Source organism: Rhizomicrobium sp., assembly GCA_037200045.1.
Lineage (GTDB): Bacteria > Pseudomonadota > Alphaproteobacteria > Micropepsales > Micropepsaceae > Rhizomicrobium.
On record JBBCHM010000001.1, the window covers coordinates 1285095 to 1304423 of the forward strand.

Annotated in this window: 18 protein-coding genes and 1 tRNA gene; 11 read left to right on the forward strand and 8 right to left on the reverse strand. The window is 64.0% G+C overall.

Features of this window, described 5'->3' with window-relative positions; genetic code table 11:
* The first annotated feature begins 86 nt into the window (after positions 1 to 86).
* Positions 87 to 2084 carry an acetyl/propionyl/methylcrotonyl-CoA carboxylase subunit alpha gene (locus WDM86_05840; protein MEI9989541.1) on the forward strand — a complete coding sequence of 666 codons (1998 nt, stop codon included), beginning with the start codon at positions 87 to 89 and terminating at the stop codon, positions 2082 to 2084.
* A 115-nt stretch (positions 2085 to 2199) separates the two neighbouring features.
* On the opposite strand, the gene WDM86_05845 is transcribed toward WDM86_05840, so the two are convergent.
* Positions 2200 to 4209 carry a TonB-dependent receptor gene (locus tag WDM86_05845; protein MEI9989542.1) on the reverse strand — a complete coding sequence of 670 codons (2010 nt, stop codon included), beginning with the start codon at positions 4207 to 4209 and terminating at the stop codon, positions 2200 to 2202.
* Positions 4210 to 4438: 229 nt separating this feature from the next.
* Here WDM86_05845 and WDM86_05850 point away from each other — a divergent pair, with 229 nt between their 5' ends.
* Positions 4439 to 4729: an acylphosphatase gene (locus WDM86_05850; GenBank protein ID MEI9989543.1), complete on the forward strand. Its 291-nt coding sequence runs from the start codon at positions 4439 to 4441 to the stop codon at positions 4727 to 4729.
* Here the strand turns inward: WDM86_05850 and WDM86_05855 are convergent.
* The 4 genes from WDM86_05855 to lipB form a co-directional block, all read right to left on the reverse strand.
* On the reverse strand, positions 4726 to 5115 hold the full coding sequence (locus WDM86_05855; protein MEI9989544.1) for a hypothetical protein: 390 nt from the start codon (positions 5113 to 5115) through the stop codon (positions 4726 to 4728). The two genes, WDM86_05850 and WDM86_05855, sit on opposite strands and share 4 nt — an antisense overlap.
* A 77-nt stretch (positions 5116 to 5192) precedes the next feature.
* On the reverse strand, positions 5193 to 5837 hold the full coding sequence (locus tag WDM86_05860; protein ID MEI9989545.1) for an RES family NAD+ phosphorylase: 645 nt from the start codon (positions 5835 to 5837) through the stop codon (positions 5193 to 5195).
* On the reverse strand, positions 5834 to 6061 hold the full coding sequence (locus WDM86_05865; protein ID MEI9989546.1) for an antitoxin Xre/MbcA/ParS toxin-binding domain-containing protein: 228 nt from the start codon (positions 6059 to 6061) through the stop codon (positions 5834 to 5836). The genes WDM86_05860 and WDM86_05865 overlap by 4 nt, the downstream gene beginning before the upstream one ends.
* Before the next feature lie 22 nt (positions 6062 to 6083).
* Positions 6084 to 6764: a lipoyl(octanoyl) transferase LipB gene (gene lipB, locus WDM86_05870; GenBank protein ID MEI9989547.1), complete on the reverse strand. Its 681-nt coding sequence runs from the start codon at positions 6762 to 6764 to the stop codon at positions 6084 to 6086.
* A gap of 10 nt (positions 6765 to 6774) precedes the next feature.
* Between lipB and WDM86_05875 the strand changes: the two genes are divergently transcribed.
* From WDM86_05875 to WDM86_05895, 5 genes are all read left to right on the forward strand, one after another.
* Positions 6775 to 7011: a FliM/FliN family flagellar motor switch protein gene (locus WDM86_05875; GenBank protein MEI9989548.1), complete on the forward strand. Its 237-nt coding sequence runs from the start codon at positions 6775 to 6777 to the stop codon at positions 7009 to 7011.
* 112 nt (positions 7012 to 7123) lie between these two features.
* A complete protein-coding gene (locus WDM86_05880; protein ID MEI9989549.1) occupies positions 7124 to 7621 on the forward strand; it encodes an NAD(P)-dependent oxidoreductase in 498 nt (165 codons plus the stop codon).
* Entirely contained in the window at positions 7618 to 8406 is a 789-nt protein-coding gene (locus WDM86_05885) for a phosphoadenylyl-sulfate reductase (GenBank protein ID MEI9989550.1), read from the forward strand. Before WDM86_05880 ends, WDM86_05885 begins: the two co-directional genes overlap by 4 nt.
* Positions 8407 to 8654: 248 nt before the next feature.
* Positions 8655 to 8739, forward strand: a tRNA-Leu gene (locus WDM86_05890).
* A 247-nt stretch (positions 8740 to 8986) separates the two neighbouring features.
* Positions 8987 to 10951 (forward strand): hypothetical protein, encoded by a 1965-nt coding sequence (locus WDM86_05895; GenBank protein ID MEI9989551.1) that lies wholly within the window; start codon positions 8987 to 8989, stop codon positions 10949 to 10951.
* 247 nt (positions 10952 to 11198) lie between these two features.
* Here the strand turns inward: WDM86_05895 and WDM86_05900 are convergent, their stop codons facing one another.
* Both WDM86_05900 and WDM86_05905 read right to left on the reverse strand, forming a co-directional pair.
* Positions 11199 to 12404 (reverse strand): class I SAM-dependent methyltransferase, encoded by a 1206-nt coding sequence (locus WDM86_05900; GenBank protein ID MEI9989552.1) that lies wholly within the window; start codon positions 12402 to 12404, stop codon positions 11199 to 11201.
* A 251-nt stretch (positions 12405 to 12655) separates the two neighbouring features.
* Positions 12656 to 13846: a class I SAM-dependent methyltransferase gene (locus WDM86_05905; protein MEI9989553.1), complete on the reverse strand. Its 1191-nt coding sequence runs from the start codon at positions 13844 to 13846 to the stop codon at positions 12656 to 12658.
* Between the two features lie 199 nt (positions 13847 to 14045).
* On the opposite strand from WDM86_05905, the gene WDM86_05910 reads away from it, so the two are divergent.
* Entirely contained in the window at positions 14046 to 15218 is a 1173-nt protein-coding gene (locus WDM86_05910) for an isovaleryl-CoA dehydrogenase (protein MEI9989554.1), read from the forward strand.
* Between the two features lie 171 nt (positions 15219 to 15389).
* Here WDM86_05910 and WDM86_05915 read toward each other — a convergent pair whose 3' ends face one another.
* Positions 15390 to 16190 (reverse strand): hypothetical protein, encoded by an 801-nt coding sequence (locus WDM86_05915; GenBank protein MEI9989555.1) that lies wholly within the window; start codon positions 16188 to 16190, stop codon positions 15390 to 15392.
* 120 nt (positions 16191 to 16310) lie between these two features.
* Between WDM86_05915 and WDM86_05920 the strand changes: the two genes are divergently transcribed.
* From WDM86_05920 to WDM86_05930, 3 genes are read left to right on the forward strand one after another with little or no spacing between them, the layout of a single operon-like run.
* Positions 16311 to 17492, forward strand: coding sequence for an acetyl-CoA C-acyltransferase (locus tag WDM86_05920; protein MEI9989556.1), 1182 nt, complete (start codon positions 16311 to 16313; stop codon positions 17490 to 17492).
* A complete protein-coding gene (locus tag WDM86_05925) occupies positions 17489 to 17740 on the forward strand; it encodes a hypothetical protein (protein ID MEI9989557.1) in 252 nt (83 codons plus the stop codon). Before WDM86_05920 ends, WDM86_05925 begins: the two co-directional genes overlap by 4 nt.
* Positions 17737 to 19329 carry a carboxyl transferase domain-containing protein gene (locus tag WDM86_05930; GenBank protein ID MEI9989558.1) on the forward strand — a complete coding sequence of 531 codons (1593 nt, stop codon included), beginning with the start codon at positions 17737 to 17739 and terminating at the stop codon, positions 19327 to 19329. Before WDM86_05925 ends, WDM86_05930 begins: the two co-directional genes overlap by 4 nt.

Genomic DNA, 19329 nt, shown 5'->3' on the forward strand with positions numbered 1-19329 from the left:
TAAACGAGGTTGGCCGTTTACGGCAAGCGCCGCCTCGCCTAAAACCTTGGTCCGTCAGGCCAAATCAACGGCCGTTCTGGGGTTCGATGTTCAAGAAAATTCTGATCGCCAATCGCGGCGAGATCGCCTGCCGCGTCATCAAGACCGCCCGCAAGATGGGTATCGCGACGGTTGCCGTCTATTCCGACGCCGACCGCGACGCGCTGCATGTCGAGATGGCCGACGAGGCCGTCCATATCGGCCCGGCGCCCTCGGCCCAGTCCTATCTGGTGATCGACCGCATCGTGCAGGCCTGCCGCGAAACCGGCGCCGAGGCGGTGCATCCCGGCTACGGCTTCCTGTCGGAGCGCGAGGCCTTCGCCGAGGCGCTGGCCCGCATCGGCGTCGCCTTCATCGGCCCCAATGTCCGCGCCATCGCCGCGATGGGCGACAAGATCGAATCCAAGAAGCTCGCCCAGGCCGCCAAGGTGAACACCGTGCCCGGCTTCATCGGCGAGATCGAGGACGACGCCCATGCCCGCCGCATCGCCAAGGAGATCGGCTATCCGGTGATGGTGAAGGCCTCGGCCGGCGGCGGCGGCAAGGGCCTGCGCATCGTCCACAAGGAGGACGAGCTGGTCCAGGCGATCAAATCCTCCCAGCACGAGGCCAAGGCCGCGTTCGGCGACGACCGCCTGTTCATCGAGAAATTCGTCACCGAGCCGCGCCATATCGAAATCCAGGTGATGGGCGACAAGCACGGCAACGTCGTCTATCTCAACGAGCGCGAATGCTCGATCCAGCGCCGCAATCAAAAGGTCATCGAGGAGGCGCCGTCCCCCTTCCTCGACGCCGCCACGCGCAAGGCGATGGGCGAGCAGGCGGTGATGCTGTCCAAGGCGGTCGGCTATGACAGCGCCGGCACCGTCGAGTTCATCGTCGACAAGGACCGCAAATTCTACTTCCTCGAAATGAACACGCGCCTGCAGGTCGAGCATCCGGTGACGGAACTCACCACCGGCCTCGATCTCGTCGAGCTGATGATCCGCTCCGCCGCCGGCGAGAAGCTGCCGATCGCGCAGAAAGATGTCGGCCTCAACGGCTGGGCGGTCGAGGCGCGCGTCTATGCCGAGGATCCCTATCGCGGCTTCCTGCCCTCGACCGGCCGCCTGGTGCGCTACCGCCCGCCGGCCGAAGGCGATTATGGCGACGTCACGGTGCGCAACGACACCGGCGTCTATGAGGGCGGCGAGATCTCGATGTTCTACGATCCGATGATCGCCAAGCTCTGCACCCACGCGCCGACCCGGCTCGAAGCGATCGACGCCATGGCCAAGGCGCTGGACGAATTCCGCATCGAGGGCATCAACCACAACATCGCCTTCCTGACCGCCATCATGCACAATGCGCGCTTCCGCTCCGGGGCGCTCACCACCGCCTTCATCGCGGAGGAATTCCCCGACGGTTTCCACGGCCTTCCCCTCGACGGAGGCGACAAGCGCCGCTTCGTCGCCGCGGCGGTCGCGGCGCGGCTGACGCGCGGCCTGCGCGCCAGCGGCATCACCGGCACGCTGAACGGCGCCCATCGCCTGGCCGGCGATTTCGTGGTGTCGCTCGACGGCGAGGCCTTCGCGGTCGCCCATGCCAATCTCGCCGCCGGCAATCTCAGCCTCGTGATCGACGGCAAGCCCTATGACGCGCTGACCGAATGGATGCCGGGCCAGCCGATCATGCACCTGGCCGGCTGCGACGGCGAGCACGCCATCCAGCTCAGCCGCATCCAGGGCGGCTACAAATTGGGCCAGGGCGGCCGCACCGTCACCGCGATCGTGCGCTCGCCGGAAGGCGCGCGGCTGGCCGCGCTGATGCCCAAGAAGGTCGCGGCCGACACGTCCAAGATGCTGCTTTGTCCGATGCCGGGGCTGATCGTGTCGGTGAACGTCGCGGTCGGCCAGGAGGTCAAGGCGGGCGAGACCCTCGCCGTGGTCGAGGCGATGAAGATGGAGAACGTGCTGACCGCCGAGCGCGACGGCACGATCAAGAAGATCAACGCCGCGAAAGGCGACAGCCTCGCGCTGGACGACGTGATCCTCGAATTCGCGTAACTCTCCGCCCCACCACCGCTGTCATCCGCCGCGAATGCGGCGGACCCAGGTGAAACAGCACGGCCGGCGCAATCATCAACTGGGTGCCCCGCATTCGCGGGGCATGACATCCGTCTCAGAACGTCCGTCGTATCTGAAAATCGATCTGCGGCATCGAATGCGCCCGGTATTCGTCGATGTTCGCCACCGGAAACGTGTTGCGCGGCCCGGCGTAATTGAACTTCTTGTCGTCGTAGATGTAGCTCGTGATGTCGTCGCCCTCGATGTGGAACGTCCATTCCGCGCTCGGCTTGTAGTCCCAGAACAGCGTGAAATAGGGCGGCGCGACCTTGCGCTGGCGCACCTGTTCGAGGCGGAAGGACTCCTCGTACCAGCCATTGTAGTAGGAAACGCCCCAGGTCGATCTCAGGCTGTTGATGTCCTGGGTGAAGTTCACGCGGATGTTCTGCGGCCGCTGGCTGGAGATCACGCGGTTGGTGCCGGTCACCGGATCGCGCACCGAGGTCAGGTCGAAGATGCTGGTCGTGGTCAGCAATCCGTTCGGGATGAAGAACCGGTCGAGCGGCAGCGTCGCCTGCACCGTGATCTGGTTGTTCTGCCCGTTGCCGATATTGCCCGGCGCATCGAACACCCCGCTCGGGCTCGCGACCGGCACGAAATCGACCACGTCCTTGATCTCCTCGTGCATGAAGGTCAGCACGAAGGCGCCCTTGCCCCAGAAGTGCCGCTCGAACGAGGCCTCGTATTGCGAGCGCTGGTCGGGCCTAAGGTTCTCGTTGCCGGCCGTGATGCCGGTGGCCGACAGATTGGCGCTGGCGATGAAATTGTTGAAATCGAGCTGGCCGACCACCTTTTCGTAGCGCAGCCGGATCTGGGTGTCGGCGTCCGGCGACCAGGTGAGCACCGCGCGCGGCTTGGGATAGAAGAACGACCGGCCGAGGCTGACCGAGCCGCTTTCGGTGATGGTGGAATATTCGGCGCGCACGCCGGCCTCCAGCATCCACTGCGCCGAATATTTCCACGTGCCTTGCGCGAACACCTCGCCGCGCCGCTCCTCGACCCGCGCATCGGCCGCCGGCAGGGGCTGGTTCACATTGTCGACGAAGAACGCGGTCGTGCCGTCGAGGAAATTGAACGCGCCCTCCGCGCCGGTCTCCAGCGTCAGTTCCGGCAGCGGCAGATAGCGCAGCGTCGCCCGCGCGATGGTCTCGCCGGTGTCGGACTTCGACACGAAATGCTGCAGCGTGGTGCCGTCGTCGGAATCCGAGCTCGCGGCGTTATGGTCGTAGCGCTGGAGCACCAGCGTCTCCAGCTCGGTGCCGCCCAGCTTGCCCTTCCAGTGCAGGCCGAGTTCGGCGATGTTGTCGCGGTTGTCGTCCTTGAACAGCTCGTAGAAGCCCGGCCGCGCATAGGACAGGCTGTCGACGAACGGGATGTTCTGCAGCGCCAGATTCGCCTTGAACTCGCCGCCCCACAGCGGCACCAGTGCCGTGCTCTTGGCCGACAGGCCGGTGCCGAGCCCGTGGCTGATCGCCTGGTCCTGCGTCAACAGCTTGCCCGTGCCGTCGAACACGTTGTGGATGCCGTGGCCGACGGAATCGTCATAGCCCTGGGTCAGCGCCAGCGAGCCTTCGTAGATCGCCGGCCCCGCATGGCGCGTGAACACGAGCGAGGCATAGGGCGCCATGTGGCCGTCGATGAAGATAAGGTCCTCGGCCGTGGCCACGATGTGGGTCGAATCCCCCTTCTTCAGGATGATATTGGCGACCACCGTCTGGCCCTGCATGTCGATGCCCGGCGCGCCGCCGCGGATCAGCTCGATATGATCGACATCGGCCGCGTTGATGCGGCCGAGCACCGCCTGCAGCGAATCGTTCTTGGAGGTCGGCCGCTGGCCGTTGATCAGGACGTTGCCTGCGGTTCCCGCGAAGCCGCGCGCCGACCCGACATCGGCGAAGCTGAAGCCGGGCAGGCGGTTGACCATGTCATAGGCGGTGTTGGGCCGGGAATCGGCGAAGAACGCCGTGTCGTAGTTGAGGACGCTGCTGGCGTCCGTCTGCGCATGGGCGGCCGAAAACACCGGCACCGCCATGACCGCCAAGGCGGCCATCCAAACCAATTTCACGCCGGGAATCCCCAATGTCTGTCGTGTGTTGCTCTTGCCGTCAAACTGGCGTCCGCTTTCCTAATCGGACAATGCGCGCCCCGCGCATGGCTCGATTGCGCGGCTGATGTGATTGCTGACTAGCGGGCCGGGGGCAATCGCCGGTGTTATGGTTCCCGCCGCCGTCACGCGAACGTGACCGCGCGGCCGCCCACTGGAACTGCGGCGAGGCATCGTCCATATCTTGGCCATGAGCGACGACGACTTCACCCATCTGCGCCTTCGGATCGAAGGCTTCGTCCAGGCCGTGGGCTATCGCAACTATGTGATCGGCGAAGCGGCGCGCCTCGGCGTCGACGGCTGGATCCGCAATCGCTCCGACGGCACGGTCGAAGTCCTGGTCTCCGGTCCCAACAAGATCGTCGAGGCGCTGATCGGCCTATGCATGAAGGGCCCGCCCGGCTCGACGGTGCGCAATGTCGAGATGCACAAGGCCGATCCGGCCGAGGAAAAAGGCTTCAAGCGCCGTCCGTCGGTTTAGCCGCGCCTGCGGAAGAGTTCGCGGAACACCGCGACCGCGAACAGCGCCATGCCGAGCCCGGTCAGGGCATTGCCCGCCTTCATGACGGGCACATAGACGGGGTCGTTTCCGTTCGCCAGGAAAAGCGCCAAGGCGGGAAAGAACACCACGATGCCCGCCGTCAGGATCGCGTAGTTGATCCAGGCGAACCGCACCGACATCGTCTCGCGCGTCAGGGCGTAGAACGTGCCGCACAGCCCCATCGTCGCCCAGCCGACCAGGTTGAGATGCACATGGATCTGGGCGTAGGCGCCGTTGCCGCCGTCGGCGATGTAGATCCCGAGGCCCCCGCCCACCAGGATGCAAAGAACGCCGGTCGCGAAAAACGCGGCAGCCACGCGCGGCATGACGAATCCCCCTTGCAGATGGCTTGCGATCCGGTCCTGTGAACCCAGTTCGCTGAACGAATTCAAAATACAAGGTGTCATGGCCCGAGACTGCGGCCGTCCGGATCGCCGCTGTCGACGACAAATTTGTTCCGATCGTTGTTCCAGCGGTACTCGACCGTGCTGCCCGTGCTCAAATGCTGCGGAAAGACAATCAGATTGCGATGGTGGGAGAGCCTTGCCGAGACGGTGAGGAACCCCTCGAGTAGTCGTCCGTCGCGATGCAGGGCTTCGCCAAGCAGTTGGGTCGGCGCCGTTCCCACCGGCGCCGAAACCTGGGTGGCGGCAGAGCGTTGGCGGTAGCCGTGCCAATCGCCCGTCAATTCCTGCGCGCTCACGTCCAGATGAGCCTGCGCGGCGACATCGGACAAATCCACGATACGTTGCAGGTTCACATGGGCGGTGAGGACGATCCAGGTGCCTTTGGGCTTCGGCACCACGCCGCCAGGCTTGAGCGGCGAGCCAAACAGGATTTGCGCCTCGAACATCGCCACCATCGGATCGTCCGACAGATAGAGCGACGGAAACTGCGGGCTGGCGCTCAGCGGATCAAAGAAGCGCGACGGTACGACCCTCGTATGCGAGGTCGAAAGCGCCGTCGTAAGGAACTGCGAGTCGACCGCTCTATACCAGGGGCGGGTCTCGGCGGCGACGCCAAGCAGAGAAACCGCCGCAAGGTTCACGATTGGCCGACGAATACGATGCCGCGCAAAAGATCGCGCACCGCCTGTCCGTCGTCGGCATCGATGCAGTCCTGGGGGCTGCGTCCGCCAAGCAAGGGATGTTCTTGCATCAGCCACTCGTTCGGATTGTCGAATATCCTGGCGACCTCCTCCAAAACGCTACCCTCGCCGGGCAGCGGAGAGGCCGGATCGGTACGGTGCAATTTGGTGTCGCGCGAATTCATAGCATTACATATTAGCACGGTCTCAGGGCCGGCCAAATACCTCGGCGAACGCATCGCGCATCGCCACGTCCACGTCCGCCATCGAGGCGAGAATTCCGAGATCGTGCAGGCTGGTCACGCCGTGCTCGCTGATGCCGCAGGGCACGATGCCGGAGAAATGCGTCAGGTCCGGATCGACGTTCAGGCTCACGCCATGGAACGTCACCCAGCGCCGTACCCTGACGCCGATCGCGGCGATCTTGTCCTCGCGCGTCCCGCGCGCCACCCAGATGCCGACGCGCCCCTCGCGCCGCTCGCCCTTCACGTTGAACGCGGCCAGCGTACGGATCAGCCACTCTTCGAGGTTGTGCACGAAGGCGCGCACGTCCGAGCCGCGCTGCTTCAGATCGAGCATGACATAGCCGACGCGCTGCCCAGGTCCGTGATAGGTGTACTGCCCGCCGCGTCCGGTCTTGAACACGGCAAAGCGCGCATCGAGCAGGTCGGCCTCCTTCGCGCTGGTGCCGGCGGTGTAGATCGGCGGATGCTCGACCAGCCAGACCAGTTCGGGCCGCGTGCCCGCCGCGATCGCCGCCGCGCGCGCCTCCATGAACGCCACCGCCTCGGGGTAGGGCGTCAGGCCGGGCGCGATCCGCCACTCGACCGCCGGCCGCGTTAACGCCTCCGAAAGCATAACCGCCGGAGACTGTGTGCCGTCATCCATGGGCTCCTTCATGTCCTCCAATATCTCCGGCGTCAAAGTCGAAATCTCCGTCGTGCTCGGCAGTTCCACGATACCGATGCACCAGCTCCTGCGCATGGGCCGCGGCGCGGTGATCGAGCTCGACTCCAAGCAGGACGATCCCGTGACGATCCTGGCCAACGACAAGCCGGTGGCGAAGGGCGAGATCATCATCCATGGCGACAAGATCGGCGTCTCGATCACCGATATCCTGAAAGGCTACCAGTAATCCCACCGCAATCGGTGTAATTCATCTCATTCCCCACCAAGTTCTTGCATTTTAGGGGCGGGATGCGTACCTCTCCTGTACAATCGGTCTTGTGACCGGGGCGGAGGTCCTTTTGCTTCCCATTCTGCTCAATCCCGAGACGGTCCGCATCGGCCTTGCCGGCGCCGGCGAGGGCTATGTCCGCCGCGCCGCCCTCCTGGCCGAGGCCGGGATCGAGGCCATCCCGGTCAGCCTGTCGGGCGCCCTGCCGCGCCTGGACGTTCTGTTCGTCGCCGGCCTCGACCGCGACGCCGCCGAGGTCCTCGCCTCCGAAGCCCGCGCCGTCGGCATCCTGGTCAATGTCGAGGACGTGCCCACGCTGTGCGATTTCCACGTCCCCGCCATCGTGCGGCGCGGCGACCTCGTCCTCACCGCCTCGACCGGCGGCCAAGCGCCGGGCCTTGCCCGACGGCTGCGCGAATGGCTGGAGAGCCGTTTCGGCCCCGAATGGACGTCGCACATGGCCGATGTCGGCTCGGCCCGCGCGGTGTGGCGCGCCAGCGGCCTTGCCCCCGACGAAGTCTCCCGCCGCACCCGTGCCCTGGTGTCGGAGAAGGGCTGGCTCTCGTGAGCGCCACCGTCACCATCATCGACCGCGCCCGCGGCATCGCTCCGCGCGCCTTCGACCGGGCAGGGGCGGGCGCGCCCGACCCGCTCATCCTCGCCAAGCTCGGCCAGCTCCAGGACGCCTCGCGCGGCCAGGGCGCGCATGGCATCCTGGAACTGGCGCTCGGCGGCGAGTTCAAGGGCAAGAGCGCCGTCGTGTCGTCCTTCGGCGCCGAGTCCGCCGTGCTGCTGCATCTGGTGGCCGAGATCGATCCGGCGACGCCGATCCTCTTCCTCAACACCGGCAAGCTGTTCGGCGAGACGCTGCGCTATCGCGACCGGCTGCAGGACGTGCTCGGCCTCGGCGACATCCGCTCGCTGGCGCCCAATCCCGTCGACCGCGACCGGTTCGATCCGGAAGGCACGCTATGGTCGCGGGATACCGAGGCCTGCTGCAATTTCCGGAAAGTCATGCCGCTGAAGCGCGCACTCGAGCCCTTCGCGGCGCAGATCACCGGCCGCAAGCGCTTCCAGACCCGGGAGCGCGCCGAGATGCAGGCGGTGGAGTTCTTCGACGGCCGCTTCCGCTTCAACCCGCTGGCCGACTGGTCGCTCGCCGACCTGGAGGACTACACGGTCAAGCACGACCTGCCGCGCCATCCGCTGGTGGAGGACGGTTATCCCTCGATCGGCTGCATGCCCTGCACGCGCCGCGTCCAGGCCGGCGAGAGCTACCGCGACGGCCGCTGGTCGGGCCTCGACAAGGACGAATGCGGCATCCACATCGGCGTGGACGGCGAGGGGATTTAGGCGGTTTCGCCTTGGCTTGAATCGCCCCAGCAAAAGCCGTCATCGCCCGCTTCATGCGGGCGATCCAATTTGGCCGCGCGAGAAATTGGATTGCCTGAACAACAAGCCGGGCAATGACGCCTTTTTTGCATGAGCAACCTCAAGCCGAAACATCGGGAAAACGAGCCGTCTCGGCCGCTGGAAAGATCGCCTTTTCAACCCGATCCGCCTCTGCTAAACCCCCGCGCCTACCTGTGAATCCCTGACGTGCGGTCGTGGCGGAATTGGTAGACGCACTACCTTGAGGTGGTAGCGGGGCAACCCGTGGAGGTTCGAGTCCTCTCGACCGCACCAGACTGTCATTTTAAGTATTTGAAAATGGCCTTTATTGTGAGGCAGGCTCTTTCCCTAAGAGCTGGACTTGAACATCGCCAAAGGAGTCGTGCGATGTTTGGTTTAATTCGCCCGGCAACCAAGTCGCGGCCGGTTTGGTGGAGCATAACGGCCACGACTTGATTGCCGCATCACGCTCGTAAGCAGCGCGTTGACGACACGAACCTCGTGAACTTCCACGGTGTCCTATAGCTGGAGGATTTTGGCGATGAGAAAATTGCTTCTTCCGCTTCTCTGGATGGCAATCCTATTTGCTGCGCCAACCCCGACGCTGGCGGCTCCTGCTCCGCAGATATGGCCTATACTTTCCGATATTCCATGCACGACCGATATGCAGTGTGCCACGTCGCAGCCGAACGTCACTGTCCTGTCGGTCACCTTCGGCGGCGTCACCCGCGAGTATGACTACGCATGGATTGGAACTTGTCCGGCATCACCTGACGGCGCATTTTATTTCCGCCCGACCGGCGTGACGACTGGTTGCTACGGCATGCTCAATCCGATCGGACCAGCCGTCGCGACCGTTTCGGCGCTCACGACTCTTCCAAACCCGGCCGCCATCGGTGCTGCAAATCTCGTTTCCTACAATGGCGGGAATTGGGGCGGCGGCGCTGTCACCTATTTTTCGGCATGCCCGATCGCAGTGGACGGCGGTGTCGCCTATTCGACCTCTGCTGGCGGCTCGTCATGCTGGAAGAGGCACACTCCAGGAAAGCTGGTCTATCCGGAATGGTATGGTGCCGATCCGACAGGAAATACGAGCGCCGAGACAGCGACAACGGCAGCATTCAACGCGATGCAATCAAGCATCGCGACGAACCATTTTGCGGTCGATCATGCGGGTTGCGGCGCTACTTATGCCATTAATGGGTGGATTTATATTCCCGACGGCGGTGCGACTTGGCATGAGGTCTTTTGCGGTCCAGGCGAGACGATCTTCATGCAGTACAACACCGGCAATGTCGGCATATTCCAGGCGGCTTGGACATTTCCTTACGTCAACGCCTTCGACTTCGGTAATTTTGACGGCGATTTCACCGCCCTAACCGCAGACATCACCAAGACGCAGCGCGTGGATTTCTCGGATATGGGCGCCAGCTGCTCCGGCGGTTGCGGCTTCTTCAACGGTACGATTGAACCATTGAAGCAGAGTGGCGGCTATACGATGATTTCGTATGGAAGTTTCGACGACTGGGGCATCCATTATGAAGATCTCGAAGCGAACAACGTATTCTGCGGTTGGATACAAGACACGGGAAGTAGTATCGGAAAACCCAGTATCGTGTTCGACAAACTCTACATAAACAATGGTTTTAGCGGATCGGTTAACAGTGCTGGGTGCCCGTTTCTCAGGGGAAACAATTATTCTGCTTCCATAACTAGCTTGGAAACAAATGGAGGAGATAATTTTCAGGTGATTCTGGATCTTTCGGGGACCGCGAAATACACAATCCCTGGTAATACGAATGTTGAAAATGGAAGTTGGGATAATGGAAGCGCCTCAGTATTTCTCTATCAGATAAAAGGCCGTTTTGTCGTAACGGGTATATTGGGCGCCGGCGACGATTGCTCTCCGCCGCCCGCAGCGGAATGTGCCATTTCCAACGGTACAAGGGTCTATGTCGTGAAGGCCGAGGATCCCTACCTGGATGACGGAGGTGGCGCGCTAATCAATAGCGGTGTTATCGCAACTGCCAATATCACCACCTCGGGGGGATTCTTCTTTAGTGCTTGTGGCGTTGGGTCAACATCCGTCACCAGCTTCAACGATACCGATACAGATTCTGTTGGTTCTCACGGTCTCGTGGACAATGACGACACGGGTTCGGCGGAATGTACGACGGTGACCTCCCGGATCAGTATCGATCGCCCCATATGGGAGCCTGACGCAAATCTGGCGCTGACCGGAACAGAGCAGGGCGCCGAAATCGGTTTCACTACGGTGGCGACGGGCGACACGATCACGCTGCCATCACGTACCGGCAACGAGTTGTTCAGCGGTCGATTTTACAAGATTTTCAGCCTGTCCGGCGTGTCGGCCAATCTTACGGTCAAGGACGGCAGCACGACGCTCGCCACGGTAACACCTGGAAACGCCGTATGCGTGGCCTGGAACCGAGGTGCTCCAAATGGGCCCGGTTTTAAAGTATGGTACGCAAGGCCGTGCCCGTGAGATCGCGGCGAAGAATGCCATAAGGCCCAGTTCCGGCGACGTCTGCATGGCGCTTGGACGCGAAGAGGCTGTCATCTCCCGAACCGCGAGCGCGGCAGACGTCCGCAATCGCTTGAGCGCGCGCATAGAGACTTCATCACCGTGGTGGCCATGGGCCAGCCCAACGCGATATCGGCCGCGGCGGACGGGACCGGGAAGACCGTGTGCATCACGCGCCGTCGCCGGCCTCGCGAATCCGGCCGCCCCCTCAGCACGTCGCGTCCGGCACATCCTCGCCGGTCGGGCTCTGGATGATCATGCGGTAGCACAGCATCTCGCGCCGCGCGAAGGCCGCCGCCGCGCCCCACAGATAAAGCCGGAAGCGGCGGAAATTGTAGTCGCCGAAACGGCTCACCACCTGCTCGCGATTCTTGTCGAGGTTCTTCGCCCATTGCATGAGCGTCAGCATGTAGCTCTTTGAATCGTTGTAGATCTCGATCGCCTGCATCTGCGTCTTGGCGAGCTTGTCGAGCAGGTCGGGCAGCACCAGGAAGGAATGGTTGCCGCCGTAAATATGGCGCACCATGAAGGAGTTCAGCTCGAACTTCTTGTTGGCGGCGCTGCCGTCCAGGAAGATGCGGCCTCCCGGCTTGACCAGCTTGGCGAATTTCTCGAACACGCGCTGATAGTCGGGCAGGTGCTCGATCACCCCCATGATCACGATGGCGTCGTAGCGCGTGTCGGTCTGGTATTCGAGCAGGTCCGAGAAGATCAGCTCCCAGTCATAACCCAGCACCTTGGCGCGGCCGTTCAGGTAGTCGATCGATTCCTGGCTGATCGAGATGCCGGTGCACTTCACGCCGCGCGCGCTGGCATATTCGAACCACGCGCCCCAGCCCGGCCCGATCTCCAGGATGTGGTCGCCGGGCTTCAGCTTGAGCTGGCGGAAGGCGTATTCGAACTTGCGCGTCGTGGCGACGTCGAGCGTCTCCTCGTCCTTCTCGTAGACGCCCTGGGTGTAGCAGGGGGTCTTGGGATCCAGGAAGCTCAGGAAGAAGCCGGGATCGATGTCGTAATGCGAATGGATCGCCTGCTTGTTGGTGCGCACCTGGCCGAACAAAAGCGGCTGGATGTGGCGCCAGGCCTGGGTCAGGGGATGGACGTCCTTCATCGAGGCCTGGAGCTCGAACGGCTTCATCATGTCGCCCTCGATCTCGAAATCGCCGGCGAGGTAGGAATCGGCGACCTTGCCCTCGTCCAGGCTCATGGCGGCGCGCAGCGCGCGCTTGTTCTTGAGGGTGACGAGGAAATTGGGCGTGCCCTGGCCGATCCGCCGCTTGGTGCCGTCGGGGAAGACGGCCTCGAACGGCGTCGCGAAGCAGGAATAGCGCGCCAGGAGACGGTCGAGCAGCGACGAGGTTTTGCCGCCGGCCTCGGGCAGCATATCGGTCTGGATGTTCACGGAATCGCTCATCGTGCCCTCCAACGGTGAGAGGCCGCAAACGGTTCCCGCGCACAGCCACGCGATACCGACGCGGCCCCAAGACATGGGAACACTAAGCGAAAACCGCGGCGATTGCCATCTGGTCTTGCTGCTCGCTGTCATCCGCCGCGAATGCGGCGGACCCAGGTGAAACCCGCGCTGTCAGTGCGAGTTCACCTGGGTGGCCCGCAGTCGCGGGCCATGACACCGGTGTGTGTGTGTCAGCCCGAAAACAGCCGACCCTAGCCCGCGTCCTCCGGCATCTGCAGGATCAGCCGGTAGCAGTCCAGGCTGCGGCTCAGGAATTCATAGGCCGCGCCCCACAGATAGAGCCGGAAGCGGCGGAAGTTGAACTCGCCGAACTTGCCCACCAGGAAATCCTTATGGGCGTCGAGGTTCTTCGCCCACTGGATGAAGGTGTAGCAATAGCTCATGCGGTCGTTGAACACTTCCTCGACCTGGAACGGCGTCTTGGCGACCTTGTTGAGCAGATCGTCCAGCACCAGGAAGGAATGGTTGCCCGGATAGATGTACTTCACCATGAAGGACGACAGCTCGTACTTCTTGATGCAGGCGCTGCCGTCCAGGAACACGCGCCCGCCCGGCTTGATCAGCGACTGGAATTTCTTCACCACGCGCAGGTAGTCGGGCAGGTGCTCGATCACGCCCATGATGACGATGGCATCGTATTTGACGCCCGGATTGTAGTCGAACAAATCCGACTCGATCAGTTCCCAATCGTGCCCCAGCTTCTTGCCCTTCTCGGTCAGGAAGCGGATCGATTCCTTGGAGATCGAGATGCCGGTGCATTTCACGCCGCGCGCGGCGGCATATTCGAACCACGCGCCCCAGCCCGGCCCGACCTCCAGGATATGGTCGCCGGGCTTCAGCTTCAGCTTCTGGAAGCAATAGTCGAACTTGCGCAGCGTCGCGACGTCCAGGCCCTCGTCGGGGCTTTCATAGACGCCTTGCGTGTAGCAGGGCGTCACCGGATCGAGGAAGGCGAGGAAGAACGACGAGTCGATGTCGTAGTGGTGCGAGATCGCCTGCTTGTTGGTGTGCACCTGGCCGAAGAACAAGGGCTGGATGTAGCGCCAGGCCTCGGTCACGAGGTGGAAATCCTTCATCGAGCCGCGCAGCTCGAACGGCTTCATCATGTCGCCCTCGAGGTCGATGTCGGCGGCCAGATAGGCCTCGGCGATCTTGCCCTCGTCCAGGCTGGTGACGGCCTTCAGGCCCCGGTCGTTGTTGATGGTCATGGTGAAGGTGGGGGCGCCCTGGCCGAAGCGCTGGCGCGTCCCGTCCGGCATGACGACCTCGAAGGGGGTCGAAATATTCGCGTACTGCGCCGCGAAACGGCCCAGGAGCGTGGTTTTCGCGGGTTTCGCCTCGGGCGTCTTGGCGGTCGTCGGCAGGTTAAGCGTGTCCGTCATCCAGTCCCCCAGAACCTCATTTTGGGCAGCCCCAAACCCTCGGGAGCCGCGAATTGTCCGGCAGATTAGGGGCTGGCGGCGGATTTGTCATGATCCGTCAATGTCCCTCCGGTCCGCCGCGGCGGCAAGGGTTCCGGCGTCGCGGTCGCGGCGGATCGCGGCTAGGATCGCGCCCCGTCCTGCCGGAGCCCCGTTCTTCATGGCCAATGATTACCGTTCGCTCGACCACGATCTGGGCGACACCGCCAACATGATCCGCGACACCGTGCGTCCCTTCGCGGACGAGCAGATCGCGCCCATCGCCGACGAGATCGACCGCACCAACACCTTCCCGCGCCATCTGTGGCCGCGGATGGGCGAACTCGGCCTGCATGGCATCACGGTGGAGGAGGAGTTCGGCGGCCTCGGCCTCGGCTATCTCGAACACGTCATCGCGATGGAGGAGGTCAGCCGCGGCTCGGCCTCGGTCGGCCTGTCCTATGGCGCCCACTCCAATCTCTGCGTCAACCAGATCCGCCGCAACGGCACGCGCGAACAGAAGCGCCGCTGTCTGCCCAGGCTGATTTCCGGCGAGCATGTCGGGGCGCTGGCGATGAGCGAGCCGGGCGCCGGCTCCGACGTGGTGTCGATGAAGCTGCGCGCCGACCGCAAGGGCGACCGCTTCGTCCTCAACGGCACCAAGATGTGGATCACCAACGGCCCGCATGCCGATACGCTGGTGGTCTACGCCAAATCCGATTCCGCCGCCGGCTCGCGCGGCATCACCGCCTTTCTGATCGAGAAGACCTTCAAGGGCTTTCGGACGGCGCAGAAGCTCGACAAGCTCGGCATGCGCGGCAGCGACACCGCCGAACTGGTCTTCGAGGACTGCGAAGTGCCGGAGGAGAACATCCTGGGCGGCCTCGGCAAGGGCGTGAACGTGCTGATGAGCGGGCTCGACTACGAGCGCGCGGTGCTCGCCGCCGGCTCGCTCGGCATCATGCAGGCCTGCATGGACGCGGTGGTGCCTTACGTCCACGACCGCAAGCAGTTCGGCGAGTCGATCGGCGCGTTCCAGATCATGCAGGCCAAGCTGGCCGACATGTATGTCGCGCTCAGCGCGACGCGTTCCTATGTCTACGCCGTGGCGCGGGCCTGCGACCGTGGCCAGACCACCCGCAAGGACGCCGCCGGCGCGATCCTCTACGCGGCGGAGAAGGGCACCTGGATGGCGCTGCAGGCGATCCAATGCCTGGGCGGCAACGGCTACATCAACGACTATCCGACCGGGCGGCTGTTGCGCGATGCCAAGCTCTACGAGATCGGCGCCGGCACGAGCGAGATAAGACGCTGGCTGATCGGCCGCGAATTGTTCGAGGAAAGCGGGAATTAAGAATCGGAAACCCGCCGAATTCAAAACAAAGGTGTCATGGCCCGCGAATGCGGGCCACCCAGTTGACGCTCACTCCGGCGGTGCAGGATTCAACTGGGTCCGCCGCATTCGCGGCGGATGACACCGAATGTTGTTGCGAACGTCTGCCTCGGGACACTAGCCCCACCGCGCTCACGCCCCCGTCGCGGTCAGTGTCAGCACGCTCTGCTTGTCGAGCACGCCGATCGGCTTGGCTCTGCGGCAGACCACGAGCGCCTGGATCTTCTCGTTCAGCCACATCTTCCGCGCCGCGTCGCGGATGTCGACCGATTGTTCGACCGTGTCGTCCTGCGCCGCGCCCTTCAAGGCGCGCAGGCTCTCGCTCTTCTTCGGGTCCGCCAGCACCTCGACGATGTACTTGGTGATCTTGGTCTCGGCGTTTTCGCCGGTGAAGTCCTTCTTGCAGCCCTCGACCGGGATATAGCCGACATACTCGTCCTTCTCGCTCATCAAAAGGACATGATAGAAGCCGCGGAACGCGAGCAGCTTGGCGAACACGCTCTTGATCTCCAGCGGGTTGAACGTCTTGCGCCCGGCCTTCAGCACGAGGAAGAAGCGCTTGTCCGCGGCCTGCTCGGGATTCTTCAGCGCCTCGGCATGGCGCGCGAGAAGGTCGCCGGCCAGATCGCCGGGCGTCGCCGTGACGGTCACGGTCGCAATTTCGGGATCGCGGAACAGCGCGATGAACGGCAGCACGGGCGGCTCGTTGAGCGGCGAATAGGTGCTCGCCCGGCCGCCCTGGCCATGGCCCGACGGGTTCATCGCCATGAAGACCAGCACCGCCAGCGACGCGCCCGCGGTCAGGATCACGCCGATCGCCAGCACCTTGGCCGGCTCGACCGCCACGCCCAGATAGGGCGGCGCGAAATAGGCGGCGGCCAGCAGCACGGCGGCGACGATGCCGACCAGCGGTGCCACGATCTCCGCTTTCATGCCCCCATTCCCCTGCGCCAGCTTGGCCCGCTTATCGGTTGATGATAACTCAGGGGCCCGCTGCGGTCATGGCCTTTGTGCCATTGCGAGACAGGCGCGTAACCTAGGGATTTCAAGGACATGGCTAACACCGACATCGTCATCCTGGCCGGCGCCCGCACGCCGATGGGCGGATTCCAGGGCGAGCTTTCCGCGCTGGCCGCGCCCGCTTTGGGCGCCGCCGCGATCGGCGAAGCGATCAAGCGGGCCAAAATCGCCGCCGCCGACATCGACGAGACGGTGATGGGCTGCGTCCTGCCGGCCGGCCTCGGCCAGGCCCCGGCGCGCCAGGCGGCGGTCTTTGCCGGCGTGCCGTTCGACGTGCCGGCCACGACCGTCAACAAGATGTGCGGCTCCGGCATGAAGGCGGTGATGATCGCCGCCGACCAGATCGCCGCCGGCCGTTCCGTGCTCGCCATCGCCGGCGGCATGGAGAGCATGTCGAACGCGCCCTACCTCCTGCCCAAGGCCCGCGCCGGCCTCAGGCTCGGCCATGGCGAGGTCAAGGATTCGATGTTCCTCGACGGCCTGGAGGACGCCTATGAGCACCGTCTGATGGGCAGCTTCGCCGAGGACGCGGCGCGCCACTATCAATTCACCCGCACCGAGCAGGACGCCTACGCCACCGAATCTCTGATGCGCGCCAAGCGCGCGCAGGACTCGGGCGCCTTCGCGGCGGAGATCGTCGCGGTGAAGGTCCCGACCCGGGGCGGCGAGACCAATGTCGCGCTCGACGAGCAGCCCAAGACCGCCAAGCCCGAGAAGATCCCGACCTTGAGGCCGGCCTTCGCCAAGGACGGCACGGTGACGGCGGCGAATTCCTCCTCGATCAGCGACGGCGCCGCGGCGCTGATCCTGTCGAGCGCCGCCGAAGCGCAGAAGCGCGGGCTGAAGCCCATCGCCCGCATCGTGGCGCAGGCGAGCAATGCGCATGAGCCCAAATGGTTCACCACCGCGCCGGTCGGCGCGATCCGGAAGGTGCTCAAGGCCGCCGGCTGGAGCACGGACGATGTCGACCTGTTCGAGATCAACGAGGCCTTCGCCGTCGTGGCGATGATCGCGATGCGCGACCTCGCCCTGCCACATGACAAGGTGAATGTGAACGGCGGCGCCTGCGCCCTGGGCCATCCGATCGGCGCCAGCGGCGCGCGCATCATCGTGACGCTGCTGAACGCGCTGGAAGCGCGCGGCAAGACGCGCGGCGTCGCCGCGCTCTGCATCGGCGGCGGCGAAGCGACGGCGGTGGCGGTGGAGCGGTTGTGACGGAACAGAAGTCGAAATATCTGGTTTGCTATGATTACGGCCAGGGAGGACTCTGGGCCTTCGTTTGTGCGCATTCCGTGGCCGAAATCACGGCCAAATATCCCGAATTGCTCATCTTCCCCGAGCCGCCGCTTTTTTACGACAAGTCGCAACTGGATATGATTGCGGCTCAGTTCACCACAGACATCGACGATGAACCGACCGAATGGCTGGTGCAATTGGTCAGCGAGAGAGACAAGGACTTGTGACCGCTATTAAATCCTCCATCTCCAGCACCGCGCTCGGGTTCAAGGCGAATGCCGAGGCGATGAGGAAACTTATCGAAGAATTGAAATCTCGCCAGGCCATAGCCTCCCTCGGCGGCGACGAGCGTTCGCGCAAGCGGCATACCGAACGCGGCAAGCTGCTCCCCCGCGAGCGGGTCGAGCGCCTGATCGATCCCGGTTCGCCCTTCCTCGAACTGTCGCCGCTCGCCGCCTTCGGCATGTATGACGGCGACATCCACGGCGCTGGTCTCATCACCGGAATCGGCCGCGTCAGCGGCCGCGAATGCGTCATCGTCTGCAACGACGCGACCATCAAGGGCGGCACCTATTATCCGATCACCGTGAAGAAGCATCTGCGGGCGCAGGAGATCGCGCAGCAGAACCGGCTGCCCTGCATCTATCTGGTCGACTCGGGCGGCGCGAACCTGCCGAACCAGGCCGAGATCTTCCCCGACCGCGACCATTTCGGCCGCATCTTCTTCAACCAGGCGAACATGAGCGCGGCGGGCATTCCGCAGATCGCTTCCGTGATGGGCTCCTGCACTGCGGGCGGCGCTTACGTGCCGGCGATGAGCGACGAGACCATCATCGTCAAAGGGCAGGGAACGATCTTCCTCGCCGGCCCGCCGCTGGTGAAGGCCGCCACCGGCGAGATCGTCACGGCGGAGGATCTCGGCGGCGCCGAGGTGCACGCCCGCCAGTCCGGCGTCGCCGACCACTACGCCAATGACGATCTCCATGCCCTCGCCATCGTCCGCCGCATCGTCGCCGGTCTCAACACGACCAAGCAGCCGAAAATCCCGCTCGCCCCACCCAGGCCGCCGGCCTACGAGACCGCCGAGCTCGACGGCATCGTGCCGCCTTCGCTGGCGGTGCAATACGACGCGCGCGAGATCATCGCGCGGCTGGTCGACGGCTCGCAGTTCGACGAGTTCAAGAAGCTCTACGGCACGACCATCGTCACCGGCTTCGCCCATCTGGAGGGCGTGCCCGTCGGCATCATCGCCAACAACGGCATCCTGTTCTCCGAGAGCGCGCTCAAGGCGGCGCATTTCATCGAGCTGTGCTGCCAGCGCAGGATCCCGCTCCTGTTCCTGCAGAACATCGCGGGCTTCATGGTGGGCCGAAAATACGAGGCCGGCGGCATCGCCAAGGACGGCGCCAAGATGGTGACGGCGGTCGCCTGCGCCCAGGTGCCGAAGATCACGCTGATCGTCGGCGGCAGTTACGGCGCCGGCAATTACGGCATGTGCGGCCGCGCCTTCTCCCCGCGTTTTTTGTTCTCCTGGCCCAACAGCCGCATCAGCGTGATGGGCGGCGAGCAGGCCGCATCGGTGCTGGCGACGGTCAACCGCGACGCCGACAAATGGACGCCCGATCAGATGGAAGCCTTCAAGCAGCCGATCCGCGAGCGCTTCGAGGCGGAAGGCAACCCCTACCACGCGACCGCCCGCCTCTGGGACGACGGCATCATCGCGCCCGCCGACACGCGGCGGGTCCTGGCCCTGGCGTTCAGCGCCTGTCTGAACGCGCCGATTGCCGAGACGAAGTTCGGCGTGTTTAGGATGTGA